General features: G+C 61.1%; 15 protein-coding genes and 1 tRNA gene. 5 read left to right on the top strand and 11 right to left on the bottom strand.

Annotated elements, in window-relative coordinates; genetic code table 11:
• Positions 1 to 6 precede the first annotated feature (6 nt).
• Together dprA and ybgF are read right to left on the bottom strand one after the other, a co-directional pair.
• Complete coding sequence (gene dprA / locus DSAT_RS11285; protein ID WP_020887647.1) at positions 7 to 1,317, bottom strand: DNA-processing protein DprA; 1,311 nt, start codon at positions 1,315 to 1,317, stop codon at positions 7 to 9.
• Between the two features lie 25 nt (positions 1,318 to 1,342).
• On the bottom strand, positions 1,343 to 2,086 hold the full coding sequence (gene ybgF / locus DSAT_RS11280) for a tol-pal system protein YbgF (RefSeq protein WP_020887646.1): 744 nt from the start codon (positions 2,084 to 2,086) through the stop codon (positions 1,343 to 1,345).
• A 184-nt stretch (positions 2,087 to 2,270) separates the two neighbouring features.
• On the opposite strand from ybgF, the gene DSAT_RS11275 reads away from it, so the two are divergent.
• Positions 2,271 to 3,209, top strand: coding sequence for a hypothetical protein (locus DSAT_RS11275; RefSeq protein ID WP_020887645.1), 939 nt, complete (start codon positions 2,271 to 2,273; stop codon positions 3,207 to 3,209).
• 85 nt (positions 3,210 to 3,294) lie between these two features.
• On the opposite strand, the gene DSAT_RS11270 is transcribed toward DSAT_RS11275, so the two are convergent.
• The 8 genes from DSAT_RS11270 to DSAT_RS11235 form a co-directional block, all read right to left on the bottom strand.
• Positions 3,295 to 6,129, bottom strand: a complete 2,835-nt coding sequence (locus DSAT_RS11270; protein ID WP_020887644.1) for a chemotaxis protein CheA — start codon at positions 6,127 to 6,129, stop codon at positions 3,295 to 3,297.
• A gap of 144 nt (positions 6,130 to 6,273) precedes the next feature.
• Positions 6,274 to 6,639 carry a response regulator gene (locus tag DSAT_RS11265; protein WP_020887643.1) on the bottom strand — a complete coding sequence of 122 codons (366 nt, stop codon included), beginning with the start codon at positions 6,637 to 6,639 and terminating at the stop codon, positions 6,274 to 6,276.
• Between the two features lie 11 nt (positions 6,640 to 6,650).
• Positions 6,651 to 7,346, bottom strand: a complete 696-nt coding sequence (locus DSAT_RS11260; RefSeq protein WP_020887642.1) for a chemotaxis protein CheW — start codon at positions 7,344 to 7,346, stop codon at positions 6,651 to 6,653.
• On the bottom strand, positions 7,343 to 8,110 hold the full coding sequence (locus DSAT_RS11255) for a ParA family protein (protein WP_020887641.1): 768 nt from the start codon (positions 8,108 to 8,110) through the stop codon (positions 7,343 to 7,345). Before DSAT_RS11255 ends, DSAT_RS11260 begins: the two co-directional genes overlap by 4 nt.
• A 41-nt stretch (positions 8,111 to 8,151) precedes the next feature.
• A complete protein-coding gene (locus DSAT_RS11250) occupies positions 8,152 to 8,577 on the bottom strand; it encodes a PilZ domain-containing protein (RefSeq protein ID WP_020887640.1) in 426 nt (141 codons plus the stop codon).
• A 1-nt stretch (position 8,578) separates the two neighbouring features.
• Positions 8,579 to 9,454, bottom strand: coding sequence for a CheR family methyltransferase (locus tag DSAT_RS11245; protein WP_020887639.1), 876 nt, complete (start codon positions 9,452 to 9,454; stop codon positions 8,579 to 8,581).
• The gene (locus DSAT_RS11240) at positions 9,455 to 11,383 is read right to left on the bottom strand and encodes a HEAT repeat domain-containing protein (RefSeq protein WP_020887638.1); all 1,929 of its coding nucleotides are present in this window, start codon (positions 11,381 to 11,383) and stop codon (positions 9,455 to 9,457) included.
• Positions 11,384 to 11,467: 84 nt separating this feature from the next.
• Positions 11,468 to 12,553, bottom strand: coding sequence for a protein-glutamate methylesterase/protein-glutamine glutaminase (locus tag DSAT_RS11235; RefSeq protein WP_020887637.1), 1,086 nt, complete (start codon positions 12,551 to 12,553; stop codon positions 11,468 to 11,470).
• Positions 12,554 to 12,887: 334 nt separating this feature from the next.
• On the opposite strand from DSAT_RS11235, the gene DSAT_RS11230 reads away from it, so the two are divergent.
• From DSAT_RS11230 to DSAT_RS11215, 4 genes are all read left to right on the top strand, one after another.
• Positions 12,888 to 12,964: transfer RNA gene (locus DSAT_RS11230), tRNA-Pro, on the top strand.
• Between the two features lie 265 nt (positions 12,965 to 13,229).
• Complete coding sequence (locus DSAT_RS11225) at positions 13,230 to 14,924, top strand: bacteriohemerythrin (RefSeq protein ID WP_020887636.1); 1,695 nt, start codon at positions 13,230 to 13,232, stop codon at positions 14,922 to 14,924.
• A gap of 121 nt (positions 14,925 to 15,045) precedes the next feature.
• The gene (locus DSAT_RS11220; protein WP_020887635.1) at positions 15,046 to 15,651 is read left to right on the top strand and encodes a MarC family protein; all 606 of its coding nucleotides are present in this window, start codon (positions 15,046 to 15,048) and stop codon (positions 15,649 to 15,651) included.
• Between the two features lie 92 nt (positions 15,652 to 15,743).
• The gene (locus DSAT_RS11215) at positions 15,744 to 16,850 is read left to right on the top strand and encodes a two-component system sensor histidine kinase NtrB (protein ID WP_020887634.1); all 1,107 of its coding nucleotides are present in this window, start codon (positions 15,744 to 15,746) and stop codon (positions 16,848 to 16,850) included.
• Between the two features lie 80 nt (positions 16,851 to 16,930).
• On the opposite strand, the gene ilvC is transcribed toward DSAT_RS11215, so the two are convergent.
• Positions 16,931 to 17,923, bottom strand: coding sequence for a ketol-acid reductoisomerase (ilvC, locus tag DSAT_RS11210; RefSeq protein ID WP_020887633.1), 993 nt, complete (start codon positions 17,921 to 17,923; stop codon positions 16,931 to 16,933).
• Between the last annotated feature and the right edge of the window lie 14 nt (positions 17,924 to 17,937).

Raw genomic sequence — 17,937 nt, 5'->3', positions numbered from 1 at the left:
CCGCATCTATGCCCGAGAATAATACATGCCCGGCCATTGCTTCACAAGCCCTGTGATCTCCAGCTCCATGAGCAACGCGCTGACCGAGGCCGTCTCGGCCCCGAGCCCGCGGATTACGGCGTCGATGTGCAGCCGTTCGCATCCGCCCAGCAGGTCGAGCACGGCCCGCGCCTCGCCGGAGATATCTGCCGGGATCTCGGTCTGTGCGGGGGACGCGGCGACAGACGCAGCCGCTGGCAGACCCTTACTTGATCCGCTCGCCTTGGCGAAGACCCTGGCCCGTTGCGCGTCCTCTCCCGCGCCCGGCCTCGGGGACTGTGCGGTTTGCCCTCCGGGTGCCGGAGACGCCGTGCCGGTTGCGGCCTCTGGCCGGTTGGCGGCAGGCGCTTCCGCCGCCCTGGCGAGGCGCGTCTCATCGAGCAGCAGATGGGCCAGATGATAGCGCAGGGCGCGCAGAATGCATTCCGCGCCGCTCACGGGGTGCGCGCCATGGGCAATGAGCTCGTTGCAGCCGGTGAAGGTGGGATCGTCGATGCGACCGGGCAAGGCGAAGACCTCCCTGCCCTGCTCCATGCCCTGGCGGGCCGTGATCAGGCTGCCGCTGCCCGGAGCGGCCTCCACGACCCAGACTCCGAGCGCGAGCCCAGCAATGATGCGGTTGCGCACGGGGAAATGCCCCGCCTTGGGCATGGTTCCCGGCGCGAACTCCGAGACCACCAGGCCCCGATCACACAAGGCCCTGTACAAATCGGCGTTGGTCTCGGGATAGATGCGGTCGAGCCCTGAGCCGAGCACGGCGATGGAGCCGCCCACTCCAGCCAACCCGCCCAGATGGGCCTGCCTGTCGATGCCGTAGGCCATGCCCGAGACGATGCAAAGCCCCGAGGCGGAAAGCTCGCCGCAGATGCGGCGGGCGACCTGCAATCCATAGCGCGAGCACATGCGGGCGCCGACCACGGCCAACGAAGGGGCGCACAGGAGCGACACGTCGCCGTCGTAATAGAGGATTGCGGGTGGATCGCTCATCTCCCGCAGCCGTTCTGGATAGCGCGCCTCAGTGAGCACCGTGCGGCGCATGCCTCTGGCCTTGGCGGCCTCGTATTCATCGTTCGCGCCGTCGCGCCAAACGCGCGAAGTGAACGCTGCGGCCACGGCGGGCCGGGCGAGTTTTCGCTCGGGCCATTCGACGGCCTTGCGCGCAGCCTCGACAAAGCTGCCATAGTTCTGCGCCAAGACAGCGCAGGTCGCAGGGCCGACTCCTGGCGTATGCCGCAAGGCGAGCGCGGCCCGGTATTCGTCGTGCGCGTCGAAACTCATGGGCCGGTAAGTCTGACCGTCCGCGTTACTGTGGCAACTGCCGCAACATGGCCTTGGCCTTGGTCGCGGAGTCGGCCTTCGGGTACTCGTCGAGCACGGCTTGCAGGTAGAAGCGGGCGTTGGGGATATCGCCAAGCTTCTCGTAAGCATAGCCGATCTTGAGCAGCGCGTCCGGGGCCTTGGGATGTTTGGGGTGTTTCTCCAGCACCTCTCGGAAGGTCAGGATGGACTGAGCGTAGCGCTTCTCGCCGTAATACGTTTCACCGAGCCAGTAGAGGGCATTGGGCGCAAGACCGCTGTCGGGATGGCGCTCCAGGAAGTTGGTCAGGATTTCCCGGCCCGAGGCGTAGTTCTCGCCCATAACCTGACGCACGCCCTGCTCGTAGAGGGCTTGCTCGTCCACGGCGGTCAGCCTGGGAGCAGGCGCTGGTTCGACGGATGGAGCAGGAGGCGTCACGGGCGTGGCGGGCAGCGTCGGCGCTTCAGGCTGCGGTGCGGGCGCGGCGGAAATCGCTCCCACGTCCGCCGCAAGGCGCATCCGCTCCTCAAGACGGCTTACGCGTTCTTCCAACACGGCGAGTCTGGCAGCGGTGTCCTTCTCCATACGCTGCAGGTCGGCGTCTTGGCGGCGCTGCTCTTCCTGAAACTGGAGAAAGCCGTCCTCGATATTACGCAGACGCCATTCCTCACTTCCAGGGGCGTCGTTTTTCGCGGCGGCGCATCCGCCGAGCATGGCAAGCATGGCAAACACAATCAGCACCCGGGGCATGCGTCTCCTCCCGCTGTCGCAAATTTTCACGGCCATGACCGCTAGTAGGGATAGGCGTAATCGCCTCACGAATCAAGTGCACACGGTCACACGCGCTGCCGATGAACGGTTTATCCCTTGCGCGGCGCGGCCTTTTGAGGCAGAACACCCCCCGTAACGCTGACACCAGAACCGGAGGCCGGGCATGCCCTTCTCCACTGCCGACATGCTGCTCGCGGCCAATGCGCTGCCCCTGTCCTTCAACCTGATCCTGTGCCTTGCGGCCGTTGCGCTGCCTGCCATGGCGGGCATCAACGAGCTGAGTGCGCATTCGCGCAGGCAAGTCTTCGCCAGGAGATCCGCCCAACAAACCTCGCCGCTGGGGCTTGTCCTCATTGGCTATACGAGTTTAGTGGCGGGTGGCGCGGCCTACATGATCGCCACCCGCAGCGGAGGCGACCTTCTGGAGGCGTTCGCCCTGCCCGCGCTCGCTCCTCTGGGCGCGTGGATACTGCTGGCAGTGATCCACGCCGTGACCTGGAAGTCCACGAAGGGTCAGCCTGTCGCCCATGCGTTCCTGGGCCTGCTGGCTGGGGCGAGCGGCCTTGTCGGCGTGCACGCCGTGGCGGCGCTGGCCCGGGCCTCGCTTGGTCCAGTGCATGCTGGATCGGATGGCGGCCCCGATGTGGGAATACTTTTGGCGCCAGCGATTGCCGATGCACACTGGCCGATCCTGGCACACCTGACCCTGGTGGCCTTTGCGGGTGCGGCGGCAATCTCCATCATCTGGCTCTTCCTGCGCCGCAACAAAGACGACTGGGGGCGCGACTATTATGTCTTCGCCATGCGGCTCGCATCGAGTCGGGCAAGCCTCGCCCTGTTCGCCGCCATCTGCGTGCAAGGCTGGCTCGTGGCCTCCCTGAAAAACGTTCCTCCCGCCATCCTGATGCGAAACGACATCGGCCTACCCTGGGCAGCAGGGCTCGTGCTCGGCGCAGTGGCGGCCTGGCTTTTCTTCAGACTGTCGCGCAGCGAACACCCTATGCGGGGCAAGGCCTCGGCTGCCGCAGCCATCGTCTGCTTGTGGCTTATGGTCGCAGGCGAGATATTCTCCCTGCTCCGCTATCTCCTGCTCATGTTCTGACCAACGAGATTCTGGCAACGAAAAAGCCCGGTGCAGCTTCTAGCGCGCCGGGCTTTTTCGTGAACATCGAACAGGACGAGCGGGACTACCGCGCGGTCTGGGCCGCGATGCCGTAAACCTCGTGCGGATCGAGGATCAGGACCACCGAGCCGTCGCCCATGATCGTCGCGCCGGAGATGCCCTTGAGGTCGAAGTCAGCCAGATAGGCCCCAAGCGGCTTGATGACGATCTCTTGGCGCTCCAGGAGCCTGTCCACGACCATGCCGAGTCTGCGGTCGTTGTCCTGGAGGATGACCATGGGCAGAATGGAGCGCTTTTCGCCCGTACGCTCAATGCCGAGCATCTCGGCCAATTCCACGACGCCGATGACTTCGCCGCGAAGCTCCAACGCCTTGCGCTTGTTCACGTCCGTAAGGCGGCGGGCCTCGATTTTCGTGGTCTCAGAGACCGCGTCGAGCGGGATGGCGAAGGTCTCTTTGCCGACCTTGACCATGAGCGCGTCGATAATGGCCAAGGTGAGCGGCAACGAGAGCGTGATCTTGGTGCCCTTGCCCACCTCGGAGGAGATGGCCACATTGCCCTTGAGATTCTTGATGTTCGAGCGGACCACGTCCATGCCCACCCCGCGTCCGGAAATGTCGGTGACCGACTCGGCAGAGGAGAAGCCCGGCGCAAACACCAGTTCGATCGCCTCACGATCATCGAGCAGCGCTGCCTGTTCGGCGGTGATCACACCCTTGCGCACTGCCACCTGCCGCATCTTCTCTGGATCGATGCCCCGGCCGTCATCCTCGACTTCGATGGCCACGGAATTTCCCTTGTGATAGGCGCGCAGATAGACGTGGCCGGTCGGGCTCTTTCCATTGGCCACACGCTCTTCCTCGCCCTCCAGGCCATGGTCCATGGAATTGCGGATCATGTGCACCAAGGGATCGCCGATCACCTCGACCACGCTCTTGTCGAGTTCGGTGTCCTCACCTTCCATGAACAGTTCGACGTTCTTGCCGGTCTTGCGGGAGATGTCGCGCACCAGACGAGGGAAGCGGGAGAACACCGTGCCCACCGGGACCATGCGGACGTTCATGATTGTGTCCTGAAGATCGTCGGAGATGCGGTTCATGGCGTCCGTGGTCTCGATGAGGCTCTGGGCCACCTCCTGGACGTCCACCTGCCCATCTTCCAGCGAACGGGCGAGCATGGCGAAACGGTTGCGGTTGATGATCAACTCGCCGATGAGGTTCATGAGGTGGTCAAGTTTTTCGTGGTCCACACGGATGGTAGACGAAGACTTGGGCGCGGCCGCGCCCTTGGTTGCCGCAGCCTGCTCGTCCGCATCCGATTTGGAAGCCTGGGGCCGTGGAGCCTGCGGTTTCGTCTCTTTAGACGTGATTTTCTTCTCGGGTTCGGGTGCGGGTCCTGCGGCAGCCCTCTTCTCTATCTTCCGCTCGGACTCGACATCGGGTTCTGGAGCGGATGTTTTCACGGCTGCGGTTTCGAGGGCGGGAACCTCGGGCAATGTCTCTTCCAGTTTTTCCCCAGTTAACTCAGAAATCTTGGCCTTGAGCATGTCCGCAAGGATGTCGCACTCCTGGTCCAGGATATCGATCATAAGGCCGAAATCCAGATCGGACTTGCGTGCCTGATCGACCAACCCGGCGGTCCTTTCGGCCGTGACCCGGATGTCTTCAAAGCCCATGTATCCGGCCGAATTCTGCACCGTGATCAGGCTGCGATACAGGCCGTCCACAAAGTCGGTGTTCGAGCTGTCATTGCGCAGGGTGTTCAACGCCAGAGCCATGTTCTCGATCTGCTGCTGGTTGGCCTGGGCGAAAATGTGCACATCTTCGGGATCGAACCCTTGGGCGGCAGCAGGAAGCGGGGCAATCTCGGCCTGCGGCGTTTCTTCGGGCTGAGGCTCCGGCTCGGCGGGCAGGATATCTTCGATGGTCAGCGTCTCGGCCGCGCCGTTCAGGAATTCGCCGGTTTCGGCCGCAATCTGTAGTTTGCGAACGATGAGCCGTGTGTCGGAGGGCGTCACGGAGGTGACCTGGGTGTCGATACCGCCGATGAGTTCGTCGATGGCGTCCACAGCCGCCAGAAGAAGATCGATCATGGGTTGCGACGGGGCGAGTTCCCCCTTGCGCACGCGGTTCAGGAGCGTCTCGGCCTCGTGAGTCAGGGCGTTCAATTCCTTGTAGCCGATGATCCCGCTGTTGCCCTTCAAATTGTGAAAATAACGGAAGATGTCGTTGACCAGATCCGAGCCGCTGTCCGGATCCTTTTCCAATTCCACCAATGCCCCGTTGACATTCTCGACGATCTCACGCGCTTCTTCCATGAAGTCAGCAAGGTGCCCCTCGCCGATGACGGTGAGCTTGTACGTTTCGGCTTCGTAGGGTGGCAGATCGGGCAGCGGCTCGGCAGCGGAAGCTTTCGGAGCCGGGGCTTCGTTCAAGCCGGACATATCGTCGTCTGACTGCTCGAAGGGCGCTTCAGGCCGCGCCGCAGTCGCCGGGGAGGTGACAGCGCTGGCGAGCAAGGCTTCGATGTGGGTCACGATGGGCTTGACGTCGATATCGCCCTCTGTTCCAGCGCTTTCGAGGCTTTCGATCATCACGCGCAAGGCATCCGTGGCGGAAAGGATGACGTCCATCATTTCCGTGGTCACGGAAAATTTTCCGTTGCGAAGCTCATCGAGAATATTTTCGGCCTTGTGAGCCAGACTGTTGATCTTGTTGAGCCCCAGAAAGCCGGACGCACCCTTCAGGGAGTGCATAGGGCGAAATATGTCGTTCAAGAGTCCGAGGTTGTCGGGAGCCTTCTCCAGTTCGAGCAGGTTCGGCTCGATGGTCTCAAGATGTTCCTTCGCCTCGACAATGAAGTCCGCGAAAATTTCAGGATCCATGAAATCCTGGCTCATTGAGGCTCCCTATGGGGTTTCGTGCCCGTTCATTTGCATATGCCTTGCCTACCAGGGCAACTCCTCGCACTTCTATCCTCGTCTGAAAAACTTGTCATCCCGGCGTGATGGCGATTGGCTACCGGAATGCTCCGGCATTGGCGCCTAGCCGAGCAACATCTTCACGTTTTTGACCAGTTTCTCGGGCTGCGCAGGCTTGACCATGTACAGGTTGGCTCCGAGGTTGAGGCCCATCTGGATGTCCTTTTCCTGTCCTTCGGTGGAAAGCACTATGATCGGGATATCCCGGTAGGCCTCCTGCTCGCGTACGCTGCGGATGAAGGTGAATCCGTCCATGCGAGGCATGTTCACGTCCGAGATGATGAGATCGAACTCGCTCGAATAGAGCTTTTCGAGACCGTCGAGTCCATCCTCGGCCGTAATCACCCGAAAGCCTTCCTTCTTCATGATGAAGGCCACGAGATTGCGCACGGTTTTGGAGTCGTCCACGATGAGGATGTTCTTGGACATGGCACCCCTCCCTATTTGGCCAGAACCCGCGCCACGAGTCGGTCGACCGAGATGATGTTGATGAGCCTGTCGTCCTTTTTCAAGATGCCCGCAAGATGATCGGCCCTGATGCCCACGCGGGCCTCGATGCCCCACTCGATCTCCGGCTGCGTCGCCCTGTACATGGTCACTACCGAAGTCACGATCATGCCCATCTGCAGCCCTTTGTGGCCGCAGACAATGATGAAGCGATCGCCCGAGACGTCGCCACCCATGCCGAGGAGGGCGCGCAGGGAGATGAGCGGCGTGACCCTGCCCCGCAGATTGATGACACCCTCCACGAACGACGGTGCGGCTGGAAGCCTCGTGGGGGGCACGGCACGGATGACTTCCTGGATGGTGATGATGGGTACGGCGAATTCCTGCTCGTCCACGCGAAAGCTGACGAGCTGCAATTCCGTTTCACGTTTGAGTTGATCGTCCAGGCCGGGGTCTTCGATATCCGTCACTTGCTTTCTGGCTGTGGAGGCGGCAACGGGCGCGACGAATCCCCCCACACTATCCGCGTCGCGTGGATCGTATCGTTTCAAGGACGAAACGTCGGGCGCGCCCGCCATGCCCAGGTATTTTTCCACGAAGGCCTGTTCGGCCGCCGTCAGTCCGCCTTGGCCTTTGTCGGCCTCGGGCGGCCGCACGCTTTCTTCGAGGTATTCTTCGGGTGTCTTCATGATTCCATGATTTCCTTGGCCAGAAGCGTATATTCGAGCGCCCCCCTGGCCGATGGGTCCACGTCGAAAATGACCTTGCCGCGGGCCGATGCCTCGCGGAATTTGGTGTCCACGCCGATTACCGTGGCGAACATGTTCCCCTTAAGCTTTCCGCGCACCAAGTGCAGCACCCTGCGGCAGGCACCCGCTCGTCTATCGAACATCGTCGCCAAAGCCTTGTAGCGCACCGGCTCGGGCATGACCCGGTTGATGGTACGCACCGTGTCGAAAATGAGCCGTAATCCGTGCAAAGCCAGAAAATCGGTCTGTACCGGAATTATCAAAAGATCGCAGGCAACCAAGGCGTTGACCAGCAGCACACCCACGTGCGGCGGACAATCAAGGAGCACGTAGTCGTATCGGTCGCCCACATCCTTCAAAGCTTCCTTGAGGATCAGCCCCTTGTTGGGTCTGTCTCGCGTATCGACTTCCAATTCGGAAAGACGGATGTGACCGGGAACCACATCCATGCCCGAATCCTCGTGCCGCACCACGATTTTGTCCCATATCGCCGGATCGTGAGTTTTTTCGGCAAACAGGTCGTGCAGCGTATGCGCGGTCTCTTCCGGAAAGAAGGCCATGTGGATGGAGGCGTTGGCATGCGGATCGAGATCCATGATCAGCACGCGCTTTCCAAGCCGCGAAAGCGCCGCACCCAGCGTAAGGGCCGTGGTGGTCTTGCCTACCCCGCCCTTTTGATTGGCGATCGCCAGCACCTTGGCCACAAGCGTTCCTCCTCCCTTGCCCGAACCGTAAAACGACGCGACTAGCTTTGTCCCTCACGCTCCTGCTGTTCTCGCATGAGTTTTTGAATGAGATTGCGCAATGCACGCCAGTCGTCCTGATCCACGTCGAGAAAGCGGATGCCCAGAGAATAGCCGGGAGCGTCAGTACGGTCCTCCACCCACATGATCTCGGCAATGGCCTGCAGATACTGCCCGGCATCGCATTCGAAAACCTTGAGAAATCCTGGATGATATTTATTCAGGCTCGGAATGAATATCTTCACCGTCACCTTGTCGCCTTGTTCGAAACGCTCCGAACATTCCACACGAATCCCGCCAGCGCTGATATCGCTGCACGAAACCTCATGCGTCTTTTGCTGCACCAGAGGAAACTTGAATTCCTTGACCTCGACCCGGAAGTTTTTCGGCAACCTGTCGTACTGCCTGCGCTCCGCCGCTGTCGGCATCCTATTCCTCCTTCCTGTAGACGATGGCTCCTGGATGATGCACGGGTTTGAACGCTCTCGTGATGTTGTGCAACGACTCCGAATGGCCGATTAGGAGATAGCCGCCGGAGACGAGGTTGTCGTAGAACGCGCCGATGACGCGCTTCTTAACTTCGTCGTCGAAATAGATGATGACGTTGCGACAAAACACAATGTGGGAACGCTCCAGGCGTTTGCATTGCGCCTTGTCGGAAAGGTTGATCTGCCCGAAGGTCACCAATTGCTTGATCTCCGGAACAATTCTGTACTTGCCGTCCTCGGCAATGAAGTAGCGCTGCACGATGTCTTTTGGCGTGGTGCGTAGCGAATAGTCTGTGTAAACCCCGCGGCGTGCGGAGAGAAGCACGGCCTCGGACAGATCGTTGGCCGCGATGCGGATGTTCCACTGGCCGAGTTCTCCCCGCAGCACTTCGTGCAGGATGATGCCGATGGTATAGGGCTCCTCACCGGTGGAGCAGCCCGCGGACCAAATGCGCAACGTCCTCGACCCTTTGGCCTTGATGGCATCAAGCACCTCGGGCAACACCTTGTCCTGAAAAACCTTCAGTTGCGGAGGATTGCGGTAGAAGCTCGTTTCGTTAGTGGTCGCCGCCTCGAAGAGTTTGTTCAGTTCCTGCTGGCGGCGGGGATCGTACTGCAAATAATGATAGTATTCGCCGAAATTCTTGAGATTCAGATGCTTGATGCGGTTGGCAAGCCGATTTTCGAGCAGGTACTTGCGATTGTCCGCGATGTAGATGCCGCTCTTGTCATAAACGAAATCTCGCAACAGCACGAATTCCTCGTCGGCGATCTTCAACTCTTTGCCGAGCGTGATGGACTTTGAAAACAACGACATTTATTGGTCCTCGTCCCGAGACCTGATGGCGGACACGGCTTCCTCGGCCGCGGCGGCGAGTTCCGGATCGTCGCCCCCGGTGGCGTCGAGGAGCGCCCGAAAGGCCGATTGGCCTCCGATCGCCCCCAGGCTCTCGATGACTTTCAGCGCCACGAGTTTGTTATCGCTCGACAAAAGCGCCACGAGACGGGGTACTGACCGCGATTCCTTGCGGGCTGCCAGGGCCTCCATGGCACGGATGCGCACCCAGTCGTCCTCGTCGTTCAAGGCGGCCAGCAGACGTTCGGACGCCTCGGGCATCTGCATGCGACCGAGCAGTTCGACCACGGCGAGCCTGACCGCGCCGTGCTCGTCGTTCAAAAGACTTATGACCGAGGGCAGGCATTTCTCTCCGTAAGCGCAAATCTCGGCGATGGATTCAACGGCCACCTTGCGGATGTCGGGAATGTCGTCGCGCAGGGCCGCATTCAGCTTGTCCAGGCTCTCGGCCCGTCCCATCTTGCCCATGGCGTAAACAGCCATCAGACGATGAATCGGATCGGGGTCCTCGAACAGGGCGTCAAAACGCGCCGCCATCTCGTCTCCGCCAAGGGCGATGCAAGCTTCGAGCGCGGCTTCCTTGACGTCGTTGTAGGGATGGTCGAGAAAACGGAACATGGCCTCGCCCGCTTCGCGCCTTCCGACGACGGTTCCCAGAAACTTCAAGGCGCCCTTGAGCACCGTGCCGTCCTGGTGCCGCGCCAGGACATCCACAAAGAAGTCTCCAGCTTCCATTCCAGCGACGCGCAAAAGTGCGAGCACGACCTCCCGTTGCAGATCACGATCCAGCCGCCAGAAAGCGTCCATGAGCAGTCGGCAGACTTCCTCGCCGCCGATGCGGGCCATGACGTCCACGGCGATGCGCACCTTCTGCGGTTCCCCCCCCTGCCTGACGGCAGCGGCGAGGGAACGCGTGAGTCCCATGCGAGCCAGACTTTCGATGGTCCGTTCAAGACGCTCGGGCTCGGCGTCGATGTTCATAGTTGAGGCAATGTCCAAAATCTCCGCCGAGCCTTGCTCCCCGCCCATGTAACCAAGGCCGAGGATGGCCGCGTCCTGAACGTCCGCCTCCTCGTCGCGCAGGGCCACAAGGAGATAATCGCGGAACTTGTCGCGGTCGCGTTCGGAGAGCAGGGACAAGGACTTGCCGCCCAAAATCTTGACGATGGCTTGGACGATCTTGTTGCGAAGGGCAGCCGGACTCTGGTCCAAACGTTTGAGTAGCATGGTCGACGCCTTGACGTTGCCCATTTCGCCGAGGGCTTCGACAATTATCGAAGCCACGAGGTCCGAAGCACTGTCGAGCGATTTGACGAGGACATCGATGCTCGATTCGTCACGAATCTTGGTCAACGCCTCGACGACAGCGAACTGCACCCATTCGTCATCACCCATGGCCTTGTTCAGGCACTTGGCTGCCTCCGGCATGGCCAGATTGCCCAGCGAGACGGCCGCCTGGTAACGCACGTTGACCTCGGGATCCTTGAGCAGGCTCTCGCACAACGGAGCCACGGCCAACACGCTGCTTGTCGAACCAAGGATGTCGGTGGCGAAGATCCTGATATCGGGATCCTCATCGTGCAGTATCTCGACCAGGGAAAGAAAATCCTGGTTGCCCACCTGGCGCAGGATGTCCATGGCCAAGTTGCGCACGGGCGGGTCTTCAGAGTGCAAAAGCGGGATCATGGCCCTCACCGTGACGCTACCGCCGATCTGGCGCAGCGCATGATCCACGGCTTCCTGAACGCCCAGATTGCTGCTCTTCAGTAACCCGGTCAGCAGGGGAACCGTGTCCTCGCACCCCGATTCCCCGGCCCGGTAAGCCGCCTCGCGCAGAACTTCATTGTCCTCGCTACGCAGCAACTCCAGAAGTTCGGGACAACCCGTCATGACTTCACCCCGCGTCTTGAAAACGGTCCGACGCCCGGCATTCGCACGCGACGCGGCGCGTTGGGCGGCGCATGGCATCGACCGTCATTTGTAGATGTTCGCCAGAATGGCTTCGGACATCTCTTCGATATCCACGATTTCGTCGGCAAGCCCCGCATCGACGATGGCCTTGGGCATGCCGTAGACCACGCAGGAGGCGTCGTTCTGGGCCAGGGTGCGCCCTCCCCTGCCCTTCAAGGCTCGAATTCCCTCCAGCCCGTCGTTGCCCATTCCGGTCATGATCACGCCAAGACCTCGCTTGCCAACGCCTTCGGCCACGGAGCGGATGAGTTCGTTGGCAGAGGGCTTATACAGCGCCTCGTGAGGCTCGGACGACACGACCAGATCGATGCGGCTGACCTTTTGGTCGATGCGCAGATGCCGTCCTCCAGGCGCCACGTAGGCCGTTCCGGGCGTCAGCCTCTCGCCATCCTCGGCTTCCTTGACAGTGAGCTGGCAGATACTGTCCAGTCGTTTGGCGAAAGGGCCGGTGAAGGCTGCAGGCATATGCTGGGCAATGAGTATCGCAGCCGGAAAGTTGCCGGGCAGCCCCGCGAGAACCTTCTGTACGGCGGGCGGTCCACCCGTTGAGACGCCGATGGCCACCACGTCGCGCACCACTGGTCCGGCTGGTCTCGGAGCCTCGCGTCGGGGGGACTCGGGTCGTGCGGCGGTTTCACGGGACGTCGGCGGCACCGGAGCGCGAGCGACAGGAGTGGGGCGAAGCGCCCGGATTCGCCGCTTGGCGACGTATTTGACCCGTTCGCGCAATTGATCCTCGATCTTGATGATGTCGAGGGAGACTTTGGAAAGCTGTTTGGGAATGAAGTCGACCGCGCCCAGTTCCATGGCCTTGAGTGTGGCCTCGGCCCCTTCGGTGGTCAGAGAGCTGACCATGAGCACCGGACGGGGCATTTCCATCATGATGTGTCGGAGGGCTGTCAGGCCGTCCATGACCGGCATCTCGATGTCGAGCGTCACCACGTCGGGCTGATGCCGCCGAATTTTCTCAAGCCCTTCCTCGCCGTTGCGGGCGGTATCCACGACCTTGATTTCTGGATCCTTCTCCAGCATGGCGCTGATGGCCTTGCGCATGAAGGCGGAGTCATCGACCACGACAACCGTTATCACAATTCGTTCTCCATCACGGCGTATGAGGGTGGCGGCCAGATTCTCGCTCGCCGGAAACGGCGTGAAAAACGGCCCAAATCCGCGCCACGCTGCTCATAGTGTGTACCAACTTGCTTCAAAAAACAAACGCAAATACGCACGGACGGAGCGGCCGAAACGTCGCCCCCCGCCGCCGAACGCAACGCCGAAGATAGCCGCAAAGTCGCGGTGTCTTCAAGCGCCTTGCCGCCGAACCCAAACCGCCCTGTGGGGGAAATGGCGGAGGATTTTGCGAAGGACTTCATTATCCCTTGCCAAAGGCCGCCAAATCGCATAATCAGACCTCCCTCACAAGCGGGATGTGGCTCAGTCTGGTAGAGCGCCGCGTTCGGGACGCGGAGACCGGAGGTTCAAATCCTCTCATCCCGACCAGAAATGCCAAAGGGCTGGGCCTTCTGCTCAGCCCTTTTTTCCGCCGATCAGAAATCCGGCAGGCTTGCAATCGCCCGGACGGCGGCACGACGCCACCTCACCCGACCTAGCTCCTCGTTCCGCCTCCAACGCCGAAAAACATACTGCAGAAGTCTGAATTGTTGCATATCATGAGAAAATCGCTGAAAAACATTCTTTGCCCACATTGATTTGCTTGTCAGTAATCCCCGTTCCAGGCTATCTTTCGGGTGGAGGGGTACAGTTCATGACAACACGTCCCGTGATACTTGGAGTTCTCGGCTCCACGCTGCTCTTCGCGCTTGCTGCGCTCGTGCTCGCGATCTTCGACTCGCCCATTCCGATCTGGCTCCTCGCCCTGCTCGCCCTGGCCTCGGCGGCATCGCTCGCCATGGCCGTCCATACGACGGGAGCGGTCGCCTCCTTGACGGCCATGCTCCCCGCCGCCCGCGAAGGCGCGCTCTCCCCATCGAAAGCAGCCGATTTCGCTGGCGACTATGGGCTCCTCGCCTCAGGGCTCGCCGAACTTTCCGGCTGCATCAAGGATTCCCGATCCTGCCTGGACGAAAAAGACAAAGCCGTGGCGACCCTGCGCCGCGCCAGTGAAGAAGCCGTGGCGCAGGCACGCGAGGCATCCCGCTTGGCTGAAAAATCGCGCGCCGACTATCTTTTGAATGCCGCGACCAAGCTCGAAAACGTGGTCAGTCGCGTCATGGCCTCGGCCGGAGAACTCTCCAACGAGATGGAACGCATTTCAGACGGCGCCGACGTTCAGCGCCAGAGGATGCTTGAAACCTCGACCGCCATGGGCGAGATGAACATGGCCATCGGCGACATCTCCAAGAGCTCTTCCGACGCCTCCGTAAGCGTGGAGCACGCCAAGGAGCAGGCCGGGCACAGTGCGCGGATCGTCGCCGAAGCCATCACCGCCATAGGCAAGGTCAACGAGGCCACCACAGCGCTCAAGCACAACATGACAAGTCTCGGCGAGAAGGCCAGCTCCATTGATCAAGTCATCAACATGATCAACGACATCGCCGACCAGACCAATCTTCTGGCGCTCAACGCCGCCATCGAGGCCGCCCGCGCGGGAGAGGCCGGACGAGGCTTCGCCGTGGTCGCGGACGAGGTGCGCAAACTGGCCGAGAAGACCATGAACGCCACCAAGGAGGTCGGCGCCTCGATCACGGCCATCCAGCAATCGATCCACGGAAGTGTGGAGCAGATGGAGCTGGCCGCCAAGCGTACTGACGAAGCTGCGGCCATGGCCCGCAAATCGGGCGATTCCGCTCAGGAAATCCTGCGTTTCGCCGAGGACAACACCATCAAGATTCACGCCATTGCCACGGCTTCGGAGGAACAATCCGCGAGCTCGGTGCATATCTCTAAGGCGATCGAAGAGACGGAAAAGGTCGCCCGCTCCATTTCAGAAGGCATCCACGAGTCCACGCGGGCCGTGCTTGAACTCTCGACTCTCTCCAGGGAGCTTTCCCAACTCGTGACCGACCTCAAGAGCGGCATGAGCGCGGACACCCTGATGCCCTGGAACAGCTCTCTCGCCACGGGCGTAAAGATCGTCGACCAGCAGCACAAGCAGCTCGTGGACATGATCAACAAACTCTACACGGCCATGAAAAACGGCCAGGGCAAGAGCGTGATCCAAAAGCTCCTTGACGACCTGGCAGCCTACACGGTCAAGCATTTCGACATGGAAGAGAGGTATTTCGAACAGTTCGGCTACAAGGAAACCGCCGCGCACAAGAAGATCCACGCCGACCTCAAGGCCACGGTCATGGACTTCATCGACAAGTTCAAATCCGGCAAGGTGGACGTCTCCATGGAACTGATGAACTTCCTGCGCGACTGGCTGGCGAACCACATCCAGAAGACCGACATGCGCTACGCCAAGCTGTTCCTGGACAAAGGGCTCGACCGGTCCTGACCGAATTTCCCTGGCGACGTCGACTCGGGATTGCACCACATCGCCCCGGGTGGCCAGAGTCCCTGTTGTGCCGCGAGATGGTTTCTGCTAGAGCCCGGCACATTCCGCTAGGGGAGCGCCCATGCATTCCGCATTTACATTGTTCATCGAGACGTACGTCACCCTCTTCTTCCTGCTTACGCCCTTCTTCGTGCTCTCGGCCTTTCTCTCGATGACCAGGGAGACCACGCCTGCGGATCGCCGCAAGCTGGCCCTGCGAGTCACCCTCGCCGTGGCAGTGGCGGGCTGCGTCCTCTCGCTCGCGGGCAACGCCATCTTTGGCGTCTTCGGCATCACCCTGGACGCCTTCCGCATTGGCGCGGGCGCGTTGCTGTTCCTTTCGGCCGTGTCGCTCGTGCGGGGAGGCAAGGCCGAAACGCCCACCGAGGCCGAAGGAGATATCAGCGTGGTGCCGTTGGCCATCCCCATCACCATCGGCCCGGCCACCGTGGGCGCGCTGCTGGTCATGGGCGCGCAGGCGGCCTCCACCGTCGAACGAGCCGTGACCATCGCCTCTTTCCTGGCGGCTAGCCTGACCGTGGGCCTGATGCTCATGGCGGCCACCTCCATCGAACGTCTGGTGGGTCGCATGGGACTGTCCATTCTCTCCAAGCTCACGGGCCTCGTGCTTGCCGCGCTCTCTGCCCAGATCGTCTTCACCGGCGTGCGCGGCATGCTGGCTTCCTGATCCCCGTCGAATCCCGAATTCGAGCGGCCTTGCCAACCCCCTGGCGATGCACTACGTATCGCAAAGACGTTTTGCAGGAATCACGAACAGCCATGTTGCCGCTCATCAATTCATCGTATTTTCAGAACCTTGTCGAAGGGTTCACCAATGGAGTGCTGATCGTCAACACAAACGGCGAAGTCTATGTGGCCAACACGGCGGCTGCGCACACCCTGGGCTGTACCGTGGACCAGTGCAACGGCAAGAGTTGGCGGGAACTGCTGAACGGCATCGTCTATTCCCTGCAATTCGAGGGTTTCATGCGCGACGCCACCTCGACCGACCGCTGCAACCTCCCCTTCTTCACCCCGTACATCCGGCCCGACGGTCAGACCCGATACCTGAACCTTTCCACCTCTCCGCTCGTAGAATGGAACAAACTCTTCGGCATCATGATTCTGATCACGGACGTAACACCGCTACACCATATGCACGAGCGAGAAAAGGCCATCCTCACGGAGAACAACAAACTTCAGCACGAGCGCTACGAAAGTCTGCAGAACATCTCCCAGGCCATCGCGCATCAGATCAGAAACCCCATGATGACCATCGGCGGTTTCGCGGGACTTTTGCTGCGCCGAAGCGGGAACGGCTCCAAAGGCTGCGACAGCGAATTCCTTGAGGGCATCCTCGACGCATCCCGACGGCTGGAGGAGATCGTCAACGCCGTCAGCCAATTCACGTCGCTCTCAATCCGCGATCCCAAGCCGCTCGAAATCGGCGGCATCCTGGACGAAGCTCGCGAAACGATAGCCGCACGCGTGGCGGAAAACGGCTCACGAATTTCCTGGGATGTACGACTCGAACCGGTGAGCATGGTGCTCGACCATGCATTGCTCGTAACCGCCTTGCAGGAAATCATGGAAAATTCCCTCGAGGCCTTTGAGAACGGCTCGGGCAGGATGAACGTTCGCGGCAGCAAGACGCAGGAGAACTACCTGCTCGTCCTGGCCGACAACGGCATCGGCATCGAGGCCGGGCACCTACCTTACGTCACTGATCCCTTCTTCACCACCAAGGCGGTGGGGGTGGGCATGGGGCTGACCAACGTGGAGCGCATCGTGCGCGAACACAAGGGCGGGCTCTTCATTTCCTCCCGCCAGGGCGTGGGCACCACGGTGTCCATCGAACTGCCCCTCGATTTCACCTCCTTGGGCTGAACCGCGCCCCCACAGCGCAGGCAAAAAAAGGTCGCCCCGGAAATCCCGGAGCGACCTTTTGCATCTTATCGAAAGGATGGCTATTTCTTCTTCAGCCAGGGCATCATGGAGCGAAGCCCGGCGCCGACCTTCTCAATCTGGTGCTCGGCGTTAATGCGGCGCAGCGCGGTCATGCGCGGCCGTCCGGCCTGGTTCTCCAGGATGAATTCCCGCGCGAAGTCGCCCTGCTGGATTTCCTTGAGGATGCGCTTCATCTCGGCGCGGGTCTCGTCGGTGATGACCCTGGGACCGCGCGTGTAGTCGCCGTATTCGGCGGTGTCGGAGATGGACCAGCGCATGTGGGCCAAGCCGCCCTCGTAGAGCAGATCGACGATCAATTTCAGCTCATGCAGGCACTCGAAGTAGGCCACCTCGGGCTGGTAGCCGGCCTCGACCAGGGTTTCGAACCCGGCCTTGATGAGTTCGGAAGCGCCGCCGCACAACACCACCTGCTCGCCGAAAAGGTCGGTCTCGGTTTCTTCCTGGAAGGTGGTCAGGATGACGCCCGAGCGCGTGGAGCCAATGCCCTTGGCGTAGGCCAAGGCGCGCTGCAACGCCTGTCCGGAGGCGTCCTGGTGCACGGCAACCAGGGCGGGCACCGCGCCCCCCTCGGTGTAGGTGCGGCGCACCATGTGCCCCGGCCCCTTGGGCGCGATCATGAAAACGTCCACATCCTTGGGAGGCACGATCTGACCGAAGTGGATGTTGAAACCATGACCGAACGCCAGGGCTTTGCCAGCGGTCAGCCCAGGCAGGATCTCGGCCTCGTACATGGAGCGCTGGTACTGGTCTTGGACAAGGATCATGATCACGTCGGCCGCCTTGGCGGCCTCGGCAGCGGAAACCGGCGTAAAGCCGTGCTCCACGGCCAGGGCGTGGTTGGGACCTCCGGGACGCTGGCCGATGATCACGTTGACGCCGGAGTCGCGCAGATTCTGGGCATGGGCGTGGCCCTGGCTTCCGTAGCCGATGATGGCCACGGTCTTGTTCTGCAAAAGGCCCAAATCCGCGTCTTGCTCATAATACACTTTCATCTGTATCCCCTTTT

The sequence above is a fragment of the Alkalidesulfovibrio alkalitolerans DSM 16529 genome, from assembly GCF_000422245.1.
Classification (GTDB): domain Bacteria; phylum Desulfobacterota; class Desulfovibrionia; order Desulfovibrionales; family Desulfovibrionaceae; genus Alkalidesulfovibrio; species Alkalidesulfovibrio alkalitolerans.
The sequence above is the reverse complement of the archived record's forward strand: the minus strand, read 5'-3'. Positions and strand labels throughout refer to the sequence as shown.

Coding starts and splice junctions, on each gene's coding strand:
- DSAT_RS11265 (WP_020887643.1), bottom strand. CDS start 6,639: ATGTCCAAGAACATCCTCATCGTGGACGACTCCAAAACCGTGCGCAAT.
- DSAT_RS11220 (WP_020887635.1), top strand. CDS start 15,046: ATGCATTCCGCATTTACATTGTTCATCGAGACGTACGTCACCCTCTTC.
- ybgF (WP_020887646.1), bottom strand. CDS start 2,086: ATGCCCCGGGTGCTGATTGTGTTTGCCATGCTTGCCATGCTCGGCGGA.
- DSAT_RS11245 (WP_020887639.1), bottom strand. CDS start 9,454: ATGTCGTTGTTTTCAAAGTCCATCACGCTCGGCAAAGAGTTGAAGATC.
- dprA (WP_020887647.1), bottom strand. CDS start 1,317: ATGAGTTTCGACGCGCACGACGAATACCGGGCCGCGCTCGCCTTGCGG.
- DSAT_RS11250 (WP_020887640.1), bottom strand. CDS start 8,577: ATGCCGACAGCGGCGGAGCGCAGGCAGTACGACAGGTTGCCGAAAAAC.
- DSAT_RS11240 (WP_020887638.1), bottom strand. CDS start 11,383: ATGACGGGTTGTCCCGAACTTCTGGAGTTGCTGCGTAGCGAGGACAAT.
- DSAT_RS11225 (WP_020887636.1), top strand. CDS start 13,230: ATGACAACACGTCCCGTGATACTTGGAGTTCTCGGCTCCACGCTGCTC.
- ilvC (WP_020887633.1), bottom strand. CDS start 17,923: ATGAAAGTGTATTATGAGCAAGACGCGGATTTGGGCCTTTTGCAGAAC.
- DSAT_RS11260 (WP_020887642.1), bottom strand. CDS start 7,346: ATGAAGACACCCGAAGAATACCTCGAAGAAAGCGTGCGGCCGCCCGAG.
- DSAT_RS11275 (WP_020887645.1), top strand. CDS start 2,271: ATGCCCTTCTCCACTGCCGACATGCTGCTCGCGGCCAATGCGCTGCCC.
- DSAT_RS11215 (WP_020887634.1), top strand. CDS start 15,744: ATGTTGCCGCTCATCAATTCATCGTATTTTCAGAACCTTGTCGAAGGG.
- DSAT_RS11270 (WP_020887644.1), bottom strand. CDS start 6,129: ATGAGCCAGGATTTCATGGATCCTGAAATTTTCGCGGACTTCATTGTC.